General features: G+C 66.3%; 15 protein-coding genes. 4 read left to right on the top strand and 11 right to left on the bottom strand.

Annotated features, from left to right (window positions below):
• The 5 genes from WS62_RS37485 to hpnD form a co-directional block, all read right to left on the bottom strand.
• A partial coding sequence (locus WS62_RS37485) for a hypothetical protein (RefSeq protein ID WP_197422873.1) occupies positions 1–424 on the bottom strand: 424 nt, incomplete at its 3' end.
• Complete coding sequence (locus tag WS62_RS19200) at positions 409–1,116, bottom strand: phosphorylase (RefSeq protein WP_066574020.1); 708 nt, start codon at positions 1,114–1,116, stop codon at positions 409–411. The genes WS62_RS37485 and WS62_RS19200, both read right to left, overlap by 16 nt.
• Before the next feature lie 6 nt (positions 1,117–1,122).
• A complete protein-coding gene (gene shc, locus WS62_RS19195; protein WP_066574017.1) occupies positions 1,123–3,129 on the bottom strand; it encodes a squalene--hopene cyclase in 2,007 nt (668 codons plus the stop codon).
• An 11-nt stretch (positions 3,130–3,140) separates the two neighbouring features.
• Positions 3,141–3,470, bottom strand: a complete 330-nt coding sequence (locus WS62_RS38295) for a hypothetical protein (protein WP_066574016.1) — start codon at positions 3,468–3,470, stop codon at positions 3,141–3,143.
• 4 nt (positions 3,471–3,474) lie between these two features.
• Positions 3,475–4,323: a presqualene diphosphate synthase HpnD gene (gene hpnD / locus WS62_RS19185; RefSeq protein ID WP_066574014.1), complete on the bottom strand. Its 849-nt coding sequence runs from the start codon at positions 4,321–4,323 to the stop codon at positions 3,475–3,477.
• Positions 4,324–5,146: 823 nt separating this feature from the next.
• Here hpnD and WS62_RS19180 point away from each other — a divergent pair.
• The gene (locus WS62_RS19180) at positions 5,147–6,052 is read left to right on the top strand and encodes an alpha/beta fold hydrolase (protein WP_066574011.1); all 906 of its coding nucleotides are present in this window, start codon (positions 5,147–5,149) and stop codon (positions 6,050–6,052) included.
• A 354-nt stretch (positions 6,053–6,406) separates the two neighbouring features.
• Here WS62_RS19180 and WS62_RS19175 read toward each other — a convergent pair whose 3' ends face one another.
• From WS62_RS19175 to WS62_RS19165, 3 genes are read right to left on the bottom strand one after another with little or no spacing between them, the layout of a single operon-like run.
• Positions 6,407–7,342 (bottom strand): sensor domain-containing diguanylate cyclase, encoded by a 936-nt coding sequence (locus WS62_RS19175; protein WP_066574009.1) that lies wholly within the window; start codon positions 7,340–7,342, stop codon positions 6,407–6,409.
• A complete protein-coding gene (locus WS62_RS19170) occupies positions 7,339–7,962 on the bottom strand; it encodes a chemotaxis protein CheC (protein WP_066574007.1) in 624 nt (207 codons plus the stop codon). The genes WS62_RS19175 and WS62_RS19170 overlap by 4 nt, the downstream gene beginning before the upstream one ends.
• Positions 7,955–8,323 carry a response regulator gene (locus WS62_RS19165; protein ID WP_066488125.1) on the bottom strand — a complete coding sequence of 123 codons (369 nt, stop codon included), beginning with the start codon at positions 8,321–8,323 and terminating at the stop codon, positions 7,955–7,957. Before WS62_RS19165 ends, WS62_RS19170 begins: the two co-directional genes overlap by 8 nt.
• A 503-nt stretch (positions 8,324–8,826) precedes the next feature.
• Here WS62_RS19165 and WS62_RS19160 point away from each other — a divergent pair.
• Entirely contained in the window at positions 8,827–11,118 is a 2,292-nt protein-coding gene (locus tag WS62_RS19160) for a hybrid sensor histidine kinase/response regulator (protein WP_066574005.1), read from the top strand.
• Positions 11,119–11,249: 131 nt separating this feature from the next.
• Here the strand turns inward: WS62_RS19160 and WS62_RS19155 are convergent, their stop codons facing one another.
• A complete protein-coding gene (locus WS62_RS19155) occupies positions 11,250–11,807 on the bottom strand; it encodes an NADPH-dependent FMN reductase (protein ID WP_066574003.1) in 558 nt (185 codons plus the stop codon).
• Positions 11,808–12,200: 393 nt separating this feature from the next.
• Between WS62_RS19155 and WS62_RS19145 the strand changes: the two genes are divergently transcribed.
• Positions 12,201–12,806 carry an RNA polymerase factor sigma-70 gene (locus WS62_RS19145; RefSeq protein WP_066573996.1) on the top strand — a complete coding sequence of 202 codons (606 nt, stop codon included), beginning with the start codon at positions 12,201–12,203 and terminating at the stop codon, positions 12,804–12,806.
• Positions 12,787–12,984, top strand: a complete 198-nt coding sequence (locus tag WS62_RS19140; RefSeq protein ID WP_066573995.1) for a zf-HC2 domain-containing protein — start codon at positions 12,787–12,789, stop codon at positions 12,982–12,984. Before WS62_RS19145 ends, WS62_RS19140 begins: the two co-directional genes overlap by 20 nt.
• Positions 12,985–13,255: 271 nt before the next feature.
• Here WS62_RS19140 and arsC read toward each other — a convergent pair whose 3' ends face one another.
• Both arsC and WS62_RS37480 read right to left on the bottom strand, forming a co-directional pair.
• Positions 13,256–13,612, bottom strand: coding sequence for an arsenate reductase (glutaredoxin) (gene arsC / locus WS62_RS19135; RefSeq protein ID WP_066573993.1), 357 nt, complete (start codon positions 13,610–13,612; stop codon positions 13,256–13,258).
• 21 nt (positions 13,613–13,633) lie between these two features.
• The gene (locus WS62_RS37480) at positions 13,634–14,032 is read right to left on the bottom strand and encodes a hypothetical protein (RefSeq protein ID WP_197422872.1); all 399 of its coding nucleotides are present in this window, start codon (positions 14,030–14,032) and stop codon (positions 13,634–13,636) included.
• Positions 14,033–14,060 lie beyond the last annotated feature (28 nt).

The raw sequence follows: 14,060 nt of genomic DNA, 5'->3' as shown, positions 1-14,060 counted from the left end.
GCTTTTCCCCTTCGACTTCGACTTCGGCTTCGGCTTCGGCTTCGGCTTCGGCTTCGGCTTCGGCTTCGGCTTCGGCTTCGGCTTCGGCTTCGGCTTCGGCTTCGGCTTCGGCTTCGGCTTCGGCTTCGGCTTCGGCTTCGGCTTCGGCTTCGGCTTCGGCTTCGGCTTCGGCTTCGGCTTCGGACTGGGAGCGGGGACGAAAAGCAGAAGGCGGGGAGCGGGGAGCGGGGAGCGGGGAGCAACAGCTTACGTCCCACATCGCCGAATCAAGCAAAGACAAGCGGCGCGAAAACGATTCATCGCGATCGCTTCGAACGACGAACCAACTCGCGCCGCACCACTGCGCGAAATGCGGTCGCATCGCCCGCCCTGCGACAACGCAACCGAAGCAACAACCGCAAATCGCGCTCAGCCGATCCGCCACGCTCCCGCGCGTTCGAACGCTTGCCGCGCCTGAACGAGCGTCGAACGGGCCGCGCGCGCGTCGCCCGCGACCTGCAGCAGCGCGCCGAGCTGCGACGGCTGCTTCGCAAGCTCGCGCAGAATCGGCAGAATCGCCGTGCTGCCGTCTTCGCGCAGCCCGGCCGTCGCCGCTTTCGGCAGCGTGCGCCACGCCGGATCGACGATCGCGCGGCACACCGCGAACGGCACGCCGCGCGCCGCCGCGAACGCACCGGCGATATGCGATTCCATATCGACCGCGAGCGCGCCCGTCGTCCGATGCAGCGATTCCTTCTCGCGCGCGCCGACGACGGGCGCGCCAACCGCCGCAAGCGTGCCGCGCCGCGTGCGCGCCGCGATCGGCGTGCCGGCGAGCGCGGCGACGATGCGCGCGCGCCAGGCGGAATCGGTATTGAGTACGCCGAACGGCCCGTCTACCGCATCGGCAACGATCAGCACGCCCGGCGCGAGATCGGGCGCGAGGCCGCCCGCCGTGCCGAAGCTGACGACGCCCGCGCAGCCGTGCGCATTGGCCGCTTCGGCGAGCGCCCGCTCGAGCCGGTCCGCGCGCGCCGCATAGACCGCTTCGACGCCCGCGCCGCGCGCGATCCGCGCCTCGAACGCCATCCCGGCGACGGCGATCACGGGCGCGACCGAATGGCCGGAACCAGCCATCGACCGTTACACCCCGACCGTCACGCGCGTCGTATTCGCGCGCTTCAGGTTGCGATAGCGGGCGAGGGCCCACAGCGGGAAGAACTTGCGGTAGCCGTGATAACGCAGATAGAACACGCGGGGGAAACCCGTCGCGGTGAAGCGTGTCTCGTCCCACAGGCCATGCTCGCGCTGCGCGCCGAGCAGATAGTCGATCCCGCGCGCGACGGCCGGATTGTCGACTTCGCCCGCCGCCATCAGGCCGAGCAGCGCCCATGCCGTCTGCGACGATACGCTCGGCGCACGCTCATAGCCGCGGTAGTCGAGCTTGTAGCTTTCGCCGTCCTCGCCCCAGCCGCCGTCCTGATTCTGAATCGACAAAAGCCATTGCGCGGCGCGCTTCACGCGCGGATCGTCGTGGCCGAGGCCGGCTGCGTTCAGCGCGCACAGCGCGGTCCACGTGCCGTAGATGTAGTTCATCCCCCAGCGGCCGTACCAACTGCCGTCCGGCTCCTGCTCCTTGAGCATGTAGTCGAACGCGCGCCGTGCGGGCTCGCTCGACGCGTTCGTCTCGCCGAGCTGCGCGAGCATCGACAGGCAGCGGCCCGACACGTCGGCCGTCGGCGGATCGAGCAGCGCACCGTGATCCGAGAACGGGATGTTGTTCAGGTAATACTGCGTGTTTTCCGGCTCGAACGCGCCCCAGCCGCCGTCGCTGCTCTGCATGCCGACGACCCACTCGCGCGCGCGCGCGATCTGCTCGCGATACGCATCCGACTGATCGAGCTTCGCGACGCGGTCCATCGCCATCACGACGACCGCCGTGTCGTCGACGTCCGGATAGTGCGGGTTCGCGTACTGGAACGCCCAGCCGCCCGGACGCACGTGCGGACGGCGCGAGATCCAGTCGCCGCGCACGTCGAGGATCTGCCGCGGAATCAGCCAGTCGAGGCCGCGCACGGCCGCGTCGCGCGCACGCTCGTCGCCCGTCTCGAGCAGCGCGTGCGCGGCGAGCGACGTGTCCCAGACAGGCGACAGGCACGGCTGGCAATACGCCTCGTCTTCGCCGACGACGAGCAGCTTCTCGATCGACCGGCGCGCGATCGCGCGGTTCGGATGATCTTCAGGATAGCCAAGCGCCGCGTACATCATCACCGCGTTCGCCATCGCCGGATAGATCGCGCCGAGGCCGTCCTCGCCGTTCAGGCGCTCGTCGACGAACGCGACCGCCTGCCGGATCGCGCGCTCGCGCGTGTAGCGGGGGAACAGGCCGTCAACGAGGCGCAGCACGCCGTCGACCGCGCGGAAGAACGCGAACCAGCCGGTGCGCTGGTGCGGCTGCTTCGGCAGCAGGCCCGTGTTGACGGGCGCGCTCTTGAACAGCTCGTCTATGCGCACGCCGCGCGGATTCTTCGCGACCGGACGCTTCGCGTTCAGCACGAGGAGCGGCACGATCACGGTGCGCGCCCAATACGACACCTTCGACAGATGGAACGGGAACCATTGCGGCAGCAGCATCACTTCGACCGGCATCATCGGCACTGCGTACCACGGCACGACGCCGTACAGCGCGAGCTGAATCCGCGTGAACACGTTCGACATCTCCGCGCCGCCCATCGCGTGGATCGCGCGGCGCGCGCGCTGCATGTGCTCGGCGTTCTCGTCGTCGCCGATCACCTTCAGCGCGAAGTACGCCTTCACGCTCGCGCTGATGTTCGGCGCGCCGTCGGTGAACAGCGGCCAGCCGCCGTCCGGCTGCTGGATGCGGCGCAGATAGCGCGCGATCTTCTGCTCGAGCTCGACGTTCGGCTGCTCGCCGAGATGGTGGACGAGCAGCACGTATTCGGCCGGGATCGTCGAATCGGCTTCGAGTTCGTAGACCCAGTGGCCGTCCGCGTTCTGCGCAGCGAGGAGCGCGTCGGTCGCGCGCGCGACGGCGGCGTCGAGGCCGGCGGGCGCGGCGGGCGCATCGGTGGCCGGCGCGGCGGACGCGGCGGTTGCGTCGAGCGTGTGCATTTCGGTCATGTCGTTCATCGGTCCCTCTCTTATTGCCGGCGCGCGCGTCGGGCGATCTCGCCTGGACGAAGCGCGCGCCCGTTCGTCGCGGGCCGGCCTGCGGCCGTCCGAGCGCCCGCGAGCATCTGGGTCGACACGCGCGTGCGCGTGCCGGGACGTTGCATTCGCCGCGCGGGGGCCGCGCGGCGAGCCATCGGCGCGACACAGACGCCGGTTCCAATCGCCAAGCATCGCGTGCGATCGGATCGGCGCTGCTCGCGCGCAGCGGCGGGTTGCGATGCGGTGCGCAGTGCGCGCCGCAGTTCGAGCGTGGCGGCGCGGCCGGACAAGCACGCGCCCGCGTCGACGGTCTCCCGCATCGAATCAGAACAGCGCGTAACGCGCCACGAGCAGCAGCATCCGCGCGCGCGGCTTGCGCAGCGGCGCGCGCGGCGGTGCGAAGCCGCGTGCGACCGCGGCTTCGAGAATCAGGCGATATGCGCCCGACATGATGCGCGGCGCGCGGACCTGCGCGCGCCGCGACGCGTCCATCGCCGCGTCGGCCTGCGCGAAGTGACGCTGTGCGCGCTCGACGAGCGTCGCGCAAACGCGCGGCAGCTTCGGATCGCGCGCAATCGTCTGCGGATCGGTGATCGCGATCCCTTCGCGCGCAAGCAGTTCGCGCGGCAGGTAGCAGCGGTTGATCGCCGCGTCGTCGTCGATGTCGCGCAGGATGTTCGTCAATTGCAGCGCGCGTCCGAGATGGTGCGACAGCATGCGGCCGGACTCGTCCGGCATCCCGAAAATCCTCACCGATAGCCGGCCGGCGGAGCTCGCGACGCGGTCGCAGTACAGGTCGAGCGTCGCTTCGTCGGGCGCGCAAATGTCCTCGGCCGCGTCCATCGCCATCCCGTCGATCATCGCGTGGAAGTCTTCTCGACGCAGCCCGAACTTTCCGATCTCGCGCGTGAGCGGCACGAGCGACGCGCGCGGCTTGCCCGCGTAGCAGTCGTCGATGGCCGCGCGCCAGCGGTCGAGCTGCGCCGCCCGCTCGGCGCGCGGGCCGCCTTCGTCGGCGATGTCGTCGACCGCGCGGCAGAACGCGTAGACCTGGAACATCGCGTCGCGCTGCTCCGCGGGCAGGATGCGCATCGCGAGATAGAAAGAGCTGCCCGATGTGACGGCAGCGGCGTCGGCTTCGTTATCGTCCACAACGAGATTGGAAACGGCCAAGACGAGCTCCGCTAAGGCGCCCTCGCGGGGCGATTGAAGAAGCCATGCCCGGCTGGGGATGGTAAATGCGTGCGAGATGCGCGAACGATGGGCGCAGACAGGCACAAATTACCGGCGGAAAACCGGAATTGGGCGAGAGTATAGCAATCTTTAAGGGTCGCTGCCGCCCGGTTCGGCTGTCGAATACAGGCGGACGGCACGGTGTGGTGCGTTCTCGTGCGCGGTGCGGGCGAGTGGTTCGGTTTTGCGGACGGTGCGGGCGTGGGGACGTCGTGGTGAATAGGGGACGGAAGCGTGACGGAGATTGGAAGTCGGCGTAGATTCCAGCTTTGCAAAGTCTCAATTTGTCGGTTTGAACGTGGATTGATGACCGGCCGAATTTAATCGATGCGCTGCCTGACGACTTTGCTCTGCCCCCATCATCCGTTCGCGCGAAATCCGCGTCTGTCGCCTTCGGGCGGGCATTGGGCATTGGGCATTGGGCATTGGGCATTGGGCATTGGGTGCTCGGTGCTCGGTGCTCGGTGCTCGGTGCTCGGTGCTCGGTGCTCGGTGCTCGGTGCTCGGTGCTCGGTGCTCGGTGCTCGGTGCTCGGTGCTCGGTGCTCGGTGCTCGGTGCTCGGTGCTCGGCGCTCGGCGCTCGGCGCTCGACGGTCGACGGTCAATGTTCGGCATTCGGCGGCCGGCATTCGCCATGAAACTACTCGACACACGACCAAATACGCTCTTGGGGCGCGATCGACTGCCACGCGATGCCGATTCCTCACTAAGATGGCGCAAGCCTGCAATCGACCGCTCAAACCATAACCGACAGGAGACAAACTTGCCGACCAAACCGCGCGACACCATCGCCGAGCGCCACGACCCCGCGTCAGCGTCCCCTCTGCCTTTCGTGCTGGTGCACGGCGCCTGGCACGGCGCGTGGGCCTACGAGCGGGTGATCCCCGCGCTCGCCGCGCACGGCCACGCGGCCGTCGCGCGCGACCTGCCCGCGCACGGCATCAACGCCCGCTTCCCCGCGTCGTTCTTCAAGCGCCCGCTCGACGCCGCCGCGTTCGCGAGCGAGCCGTCGCCCGTCGCAGGCACGACGCTCGACGATTACGTCGACCACGTGCTGCGCACCATCGACCAGGTTCGCGCGCTCGGTCACGAGCGAGTCGTGCTCGTCGGCCACAGCATGGGCGGCATCGCGATCACGATGGCCGCCGAGCGCGCACCGGAGAAGATCGCGAAGCTCGTCTATCTGGCCGCGTTCATGCCGACCGCCGGCGCGACGGGGCTCGACTACGTGCGCGCGCCGGAGAACCAGGGCGAGATGCTGGCGACATTGATGATGGCGAGCCCGAAGGCGACGGGCGCGCTGCGGATGGATCCGCGCAGCGAAGATCCGGCGTACCGCGCAGCCGCGAAGCGCGCGCTCTGCGACGACGCGAACGACGCTGATCACACGGCGGTCGGCCATCTGCTCAGTTGCGACGTACCGGCGGCGCCGTTCGCGACGCGCATCGACACGACGGCCGCGCGCTGGGGCGCGATCGAGCGTCATTACATCCAGTGCCTGCGCGATCGGGTGCTGCTGCCTGCGCTGCAGCAGCGCTTCATCGACGAGGCCGACGCGCTCGCCCCCGGCAATCGCACGCACGTGCACACGCTCGACAGCAGCCACTCGCCGTTCATCGCGCAGCCGAGCGCAGTCGCCGATGCGCTGGCCGCGATCGCACGCGGCTGATGCCGTTCACGCGACGTAGCGACGCGGCGCGCCGGCTGCGTCGCCTCGCGCGCATTGCCGCGGTTGCCGAAGATGCACGAGTTGTCCGAGCGAACGGGCAGTTGGGCAGTTGGGCAGTTGGGCAGTTGGGCAGTTGGGCAGTTGGGCAGTTGGGCAGTTGGGCAGTTGGGCAGTTGGGCAGTTGGGCAGTTGGGCAGTTGGGCAGTTGGGCAGTTGGGCAGTTGGGCAGCCCGGCAGTCCGGCAGTCCGGCAGTCCGGCAGTCCGGCAGTCCGGCAGTCCGGCAGTCCGGCAGTCCGGCAATCAGGCAATCAGGCAATCAGCCGATCGAATCCCCAACGATCCAACTCGCCGCCTCACCCAAACGCAACCGAACAATTCCTCCCCTGCCGCTTCGCGCGATAAAGCGCGGCGTCGGCTTCATTGACGAGCGTCTCGTGCGTGAGCGCGCCGGCGTGCGCTGCCGCGCCGCCGACGCTCGCCGTCACCGGCACCAGCGCGCCTTCCGCTTCGATCGGCGTGCTGCCGATCGTCTGCCGGATCTTCTCGGCGACGTGCATCGCCTCGTCGAGTGACGTGCACGGCAGCAGCAGCGCGAATTCCTCGCCGCCGAAGCGGCCGAACGTATCCTGCGATCGCACGACGTCCGCGACGCGGCGCGCCATCACACGCAACACGTTGTCCCCGACGACGTGGCCGAAGCGGTCGTTGATCGTCTTGAAGTGGTCGAGATCGAACAGCAGCACCGACAAATTGCCGCCGTAGCGCTGCCAGCGCTCGAATTCGTCGCGCAGCCGCGCCTCGAAGAAGCGCCGGTTCGCGATGCCCGTCAGCCCGTCGCGGTTCGCGTATTCCTGCAGCTTCGCAACGGCCTCTTCGCGCTCGCGCTGCATCACGCTCACATGCGTGACGTCGGAGATCGTCACGCAGACGGCCTCGACTTCGCGTCCGCGCGCGATCGGCACGAACGTGCAGTCCTGCTGCATGAAGTCGACGCCGCCCGTGATCGGCCGGTCGTGATCGAAGCGAAACAGATACGGACGCTGCTCCCACGAGCTGAACGCGAAGCTGCCGAGCTGGAACACGCTCTCGATCTTGCGCGACAGCCACGCGCGCGGCAGCTCCGGAAAGCTGTCGAACAGATTGCGGCCGATCACGTCGGCGGCGGCGACGCCGCTGTGGTCCTGCATGAACCGGTTCCACATGAGTACCTTCATCTCGCGGTCGAGCACGAAAATACCGAAGCTGACCCGTTCGATGACGAGATCGCTCAGCGAAGAAAGAAGGTTCATAAGCTGGACAGCAACGTATCGAGGGCGTCGCTCATGTGGCGAATCGAGTCTTCCGCGAGCAGCATCACGAAATGCGTGCGGGCACCGTCGTCCGCGACGCCGAAGTTCACTTCGAGAAGGAGCGTCTCGCTCCATGCAAGCACGTCGGGCTGAAATGCGTCGTCGAGCGCGATGTCTTCGCCGAGCAGCCCCGGCGGCGAAAACACCGGCGTGCGCCCGAGTTCGTCGAGAATCGACGACACGCACGCGCCCATCAACACGTTGGCCATGTCGAACATGAGTTCGGCCTGCGTGACGGTTCCGAATTCGTCGTCCGCGTAGGCGTCGTCGACGAGCGACACGAGCTGGCTGACACCCGCGCTGCGGCACAGCATCAGCGCCTCGCCCTTGATGTCGGAGCGAAAACCCTGGCGCACGGCGGTCACGTTGTCGTGAATGCCCGTCATGTCGCGCAGCACGCGGCCGACGTCGGCCGCGCGCACGACACGCACGCGCGGCACCGACAGTTCGATGAAGGTGCCGAGGAGAAGCGCGAGACGCGCCGCCGCGCGTCCCATCGCGAGGTTGGCGATCTCCTGCAGGGCGTCGCGTTGCTCCGCCGTCAACACCATCTCAGACATACAACCCATACTCCTTGAGAATGGGCAGCAATGCTTCCGAGGTGACGGGCTTGGCGACGAAAGCCGCCGCGCCCAGCTCGCGCACGCGTGCCTGCGCCATCGGTTGGATATCGGCGGACACGACGATCACGAACGTGTTCAGATCCTCGCCGCGCAATGTCTCGAGCACTTCGTAGCCGCTCATGTCCGGCATCGTCAGATCGAGAAACATCACCGATGCCTTGCCGTCGCGATACAGCGTCAGCGCCTCGCGACCGTTCGACGCATAGTTCACTTCGACGTCCCAGTCCACCGGCAGCGCCTTCGTCAGCAGCTTGCGAGCAAGCAAGGAATCGTCGGCGATCACAATCGGCAGAGGCATGGCTGTCGTAGCGGTAAACGGAGTCGTGTGTCTCGCGTTAACGACGGTTCGCCGCGCTTCTTTAGGCAAGGTGCAACTGGCGATACGAGAAACGGACCATGCGCGCACCGCTCGGCTCGCAAGAACCGGCTCGACGCACCGCACGCGCCCGCTCGCGGATGGACCTCGTCGAGGCTACGCCCGGACATCGCGGGCATGTTCCGCATAGGAAAGCGATGCGGGATTCTGGGAGTAAACCCGGGGCGTTGCAACTCGCCATTTTTCCCGGTTCGAACAGAATTGATTAGCTCGAATTCGAATCCGGGAATAGCTCGAATTGTTTTTGCGATAAGCACGCAAATTATTCTTTTGCTTACGTTTGCGCTTTTGAATTCGTCGCTGTTTGCGCGAAGCCGCCGCAAACGCCGGAAATCCGGGCTTGCGCAATGCCCGCGCCGCATGCGGGCGCGCATGCACGACTCGTTTATGATGCCGATCAATCCTCTTGCATTCGTTCGCCAACCATGACGCCCGATCGGCCCGACGCCTCATGCTCGACACCGCCCGACAACGATTGGGAAGACGACGCGTCGTTCGCAGCCGGCGCGCCTGAACACGACTTCGCGGTGCGGCGCGTCACGCTCATCGTGATGCTCGTCGCCGCGATCGTGCTGCCGTGCGTGTACGTCGCGGTGATGGCTTACAACGACATGCGCACGCGCGAAGCCACCGCGCGCGACGTGACGATGCGCACGGTGCGCGTCGCCGAAGAGCACGCGCTGAAGGTGTTCGATCTGTCGGAGACGCTGGATGCGCGCATCGTCGATCTCGTCCAGGATCTCGACGACGCCGCGGTCCGCAACGCCGAAGCCGACATCCACGACGCGCTCAACACGATCGGCGGCGGCTATCCGCAGGTCGCGTCGGTATCGATCTTCGGCGCGAGCGGGATGCTGCTCGCGAACAGCCTCTATTACCCGGCGCCGTATGCGTCGATCGCGAATCGCGACGATTTCGTCGGCATCCGCGACGGCAAGGTGATCGAGCACATCTCGCGCGTGATGCCGGGCCCGCTCAAGGCGGCGAATCCGGGACCCGTGTTCAACACGGGCGTCGCGCGGCGCCATAGCGATGGGACATTTGCGGGGATGGTGTCGATCGCGTTGAAGTCGTCGTATTTCAACGCGTTCTATCGCGACCTGCTCGGCGGCGCGGACGCGCCGATGTCGATGGCGCTCACGCGCAGCGACGGCGCCGTGCTCGCGTCGTATCCGCCCGCGCCGCATGGCGCGTCGGACGACGCCACCGCGCAAGCCGACAGCGCGACGCCGTTCGGCGGCGCACAGGGCGAGCAGCGCGCGGGCGTCGTGCGCGTGAAGCGCGACGGCGACAGCGAGATCGTCGCGTACCGGCAGGTCGGCAGCTATCCGGTGTTCGTGTCGTGCGCGTACCGCACGTCCGCGATCCGCCGCGCCTGGTACGAGCATCTGAGCGTCCTGTTCATCTCGATGTTCGCGCCGTCCGCCGCGCTGTGGGGCGTGATCTGGCTGTCGCTCAAGCGGCTGCGCGCCGAAGAGGAGGCGTGGGAGCGCTGGCAGGCCGAGGCGTCGATGCGGCGCTCGATCGAATCGGCATACCGGCAGTCGCGCAAGATGGAGGCGCTCGGCAATCTCGTCGGCAGCGTCGCGCACGACTTCAACAACCTGCTGATGATCATCTCGAGCAACGTGCAGATCGTGCGGCGGCGCGGCGTCCAGCATCTCGACACCGAGCTCGCGGCGATCGAGCGCGCGCTGAAGAACGGCCAGTCGCTGACGCGCCAGTTGCTCGGCGTCGCGCGCAAGCAGCCGCTGCGCAGCGAGACGATCGACGTCGCGCAGTGGCTCGCGTCATGCCGGGAATTGCTGAAGACGTCGCTCGGCTCGAAGTCGACGCTCGCCGTCGATACGCAACTCGACTTGTGGCCCGTGCGCGTCGACGTCGCGGAACTCGAGCTCGCCGTGATCAATCTCGCCGTCAACGCCCGCGACGCAATGCCGCAAGGCGGCCGCTTCAAGATCGGCGCGCACAACATCACGTTCCGCCGCGAGGACGGTTTTCCGCTGACGGGCGAGTTCGTGCAAATCTCGGTCGAGGACACGGGCCTGGGCATGCCGCCCGACGTGCTCGCGCGCGCGTTCGAGCCGCTCTTCACGACGAAGGCGAAGGGAATGGGCACGGGGCTCGGGTTGCCGCAGGTGTTCGCGTTCTGCGAGCGCTCGGGCGGCCTCGCGACGATCGACAGCGAAGTCGGCGCCGGCACGTCGGTGCGGCTCTATCTGCCGCGCACCACGGACATCGCGCCGCCCGTCGTCACGCCGGAGGCGACCGACGGGCCGGCCGCCGCGTCGACGCCCGCGGGGCTGCGAATCCTGCTCGTCGAAGACAATAGCGAAGTTGCGGCGGGCACCGAGGCGCTGCTCGAACTGCTCGGCCACCGGGTCGCATACGCGCCGAACGCGGACGACGCGTTGCGCATGCTGACCGAAGCAGGCGCCGAGCCCGCGGTGCCCGGCGTGTTCGATCTCGTGATCTCGGATATCCACATGCCCGGCACGATGAACGGGATCGACCTCGCGGAGGCGATCGAGCGCGGCGATGCGAAGCTGCCGGTGATTCTCGTCACCGGCTACGCGGAAGAGTTCGACCGGACGCGCCGCGTGCATGCGCGCTTGCTGTCGAAGCCGTTCGACATCGCGCTGCTCGACGACATGCTGTTGAAGATCCAGCACGAGCGCGATGCAGGGCCTGCGGGGCATGCGGGGCATGCGGATTGAGTTCGGTGGACTGACGGTTTGTTTATTCGGTTGGGGGATGGTGGTTGCTGGCGATGCTGACGGGCGATGCCACGGCGAACGCGTCTGCACGCGTTCGCCGTGGCACCCGATCCCTCCCGGCCGATCGGCCGTCAAGCCGACTTCGCGTGCCGACGCACCCAGTCCGCGTAGCAGTCGACGAAACCCTGCAGGAACTTGCGCGTGTCGTCGTTGACGATGTTGCCCTGCGCGTCGATCTTCGACGCGTCATGCTTGATGAACACTTCGGGCTGGCCGAGCGTCGGGACGTCGAGATACGCAAGCACGTTGCGCAGATGCTGCTGGGCGAGCGCGGTGCCGGTCGCGCCGGGCGACGTGCCGAGCACGGCGGCCGGCTTGCCCGTCCACGAATTGCCACCCCACGGACGCGAACCCCAGTCGAGCGCGTTCTTCAGCACGCCCGGCATCGAGCGGTTGTACTCGGGCGTGACGAACAGCAGGCCCTGCGCCGCCTCGATCGCCTGTTTGAAACGCTTTGCGACGTCGGGAAAATCGGCGTCGTAGTCCTGACTGTAAAGCGGCAGCGAGCCGATATTGACCGACTCGAACGACAGATCGGCCGGCGCGATCGAAACCACCGCCGTTGCGAGCGCGCGATTGAACGACTCGCGTCGCAGGCTGCCGACAATCACCGCAATACGATAAGCCATCTGATTCTCCTTCCGTCCAGTAGGTAATCGCTCGGATTCGTTCCAGATTGTGTATCAACCGGCCCTTTTATGAGCAAGCCAGCTTGAGCCCCGGTACATCGGGGCTTTGAACCAGATTTCCACAAAGTTTTCCACAGAATCTGTGGATAACCTGATGAATATGTGCGCCGGTTACATTTTTGTCGTCCGGATGTATTTCACGGCTCCGCCACCGATCGCCAGCGCGGCATACGATGTCAGCATAGCGCGCGGCGCCGCGTCGAGAAACGCGGTCGCGCCCGAAGGCGACGCGCGTCGCTTACACGCAACTTGCAACGACGCGCACGCATGGATAATCTTGCGCTGCCGCCCGTGCGTGCCGTATGCGCGCGGGCATGAACCGGAAGCCATCTCATGCAGCACGCGCGCACCGCGCACGACGATCCCGTCTACCTCGCACAATTGCGCCACGATTTACTCCGCTTCGCGCGCCTGCAACTGCGCGACGCCGATGCCGCCGAAGACGCGGTCCAGGAAGCGCTCGCCGCCGCGTGGGCGCAGGCGGAGCGCTTCGACGGACAGTCGAGCCACAAGACCTGGGTGTTCGGCATCCTGCGCAACAAGCTGATCGACACGATGCGGGCGCGGCGGCGGACCATCAACGCGTCCGCGCTCGATGCCGAACTCGACGGCGAAACACTTCTCGATCGCGAGCTATTCTCGGACAATGGTCACTGGGCGCCGCACGCAAAGCCGCGTCCGTGGCCCAAGCCGGAAACGGTCTTGCAGCAGCGGCAGTTCTGGATGCTGTTCGAGATGTGTCTCGACCATCTGCCGGAGCAGATCGGCCGTGTGTTCATGATGCGCGAATTCCTCGGCTTCGCAATCGACGACATCTGCATGGAACTCAAGTTGAAGGCGAATCACTGCAGCGTCCTGCTGTACCGCGCGCGGACCCGGCTGCGCACCTGTCTCACCGAAAAAGGCCTGACGACCGAAGATGCTACTGGGGAAATGTAAAGACATCACGCGGCTGCTGTCGGACGCACTCGATCGCCCGTTATCGCTCGACGAACGGCTCCGGGTGCGCGTGCACCTGCCGGCTTGCAGCGGTTGCCGCAATTACCGGATGCAGATTCGCTTGCTGCGGGAAGCGGCGCGCGTCGCGGGCGGGGACGAGACGGAACAGAGCGAATGAACGTGCGGTGATAGTATGCGGATCGCGTACGGCTGGGCCGACGAGGCGTCGCGGGTAATCGTCTAATGTAAGAGCGCTTGGGCTTGTGCGAATCTGAAATTCGCATGACGTTGCTCTGGATCTAGACGAGCGGCAGCGCACCCGGATCTGCGCCCGGCCACACAACTTCTCGCACGACGCGAGCCCGATGGAGCGACTCAGGCCCGGCGCATATTTATAATACGAAAAACCGCCGGGCCATCACCCACTAGAATTACTATTTTTCTAGCAATTATTCGAACAAAGACTTCACTGCCTCCGGCGGGCGACCGATCGCGGCTTGGTCGCCATGCACGACAATCGGGCGCTGGAGCAGGATCGGATGCTCGGCAATCGCGTCATACAACTGCGCATCCGAAATGTCGGCATCTGCGAGATTGAGGTCCTTATAAGGTGCCTCGTTGTCACGAATCATCTCGCGCACCGAACGCCCGAGCTGCCGATGCAGCACCTTCAATTGCGCGGCGGTCGGCGGTTGCTTCAGGTATTCGACGACATTGATTGCTTCCCCGGTCTGATTGAGCGTCTCGAGCAACGCCAGCGTTTCGCGAGATTTGGAACAGCGGGGGTTGTGATAGATCGTGATCATCGGTCTGCTAGTGAGAGTGGATCAAAGACGAGAGTATTGTAGCGGCCGTGCGGCGGCGTAGCTCGTTGCTCTGGACGAGATGCGAATCCGCCGGCCCATGCATGGTCGAGTAACCGACACGCTCCGAATTCGGGCGCCGCAATGGCAATTTAAGACGCCATGCGCGATGCAGCGTCGAGCGACCGCATCGATCGCTGCATCCCGGTTTATGCGCATAAAGCCGACCGCAACGTTGGCGTTGGCGTTGGCGTTGGCGTTGGCGTTGGCGTTGGCGTTGGCGTTGGCGTTGGCGTTGGCGTTGGCGTTGGCGTTGGCGTTGGCGTTGGCGTTGGCGTTGGCGTTGGCGTTGGCGTTGGCGTTGGCGTTGGCGTTGGCGCACGCGCTGGCTTTGTCCTTGTAGACCGCGGTCCCGTTGGCCATCGCGTTGCCATTTCAGTAGTCATTGACT

It is taken from the genome of Burkholderia sp. ABCPW 14 (assembly GCF_001523835.1).
In the GTDB taxonomy this organism is placed as follows: Bacteria; Pseudomonadota; Gammaproteobacteria; order Burkholderiales; family Burkholderiaceae; genus Burkholderia; species Burkholderia mayonis.
The sequence above is the reverse complement of the archived record's forward strand: the minus strand, read 5'-3'. Positions and strand labels throughout refer to the sequence as shown.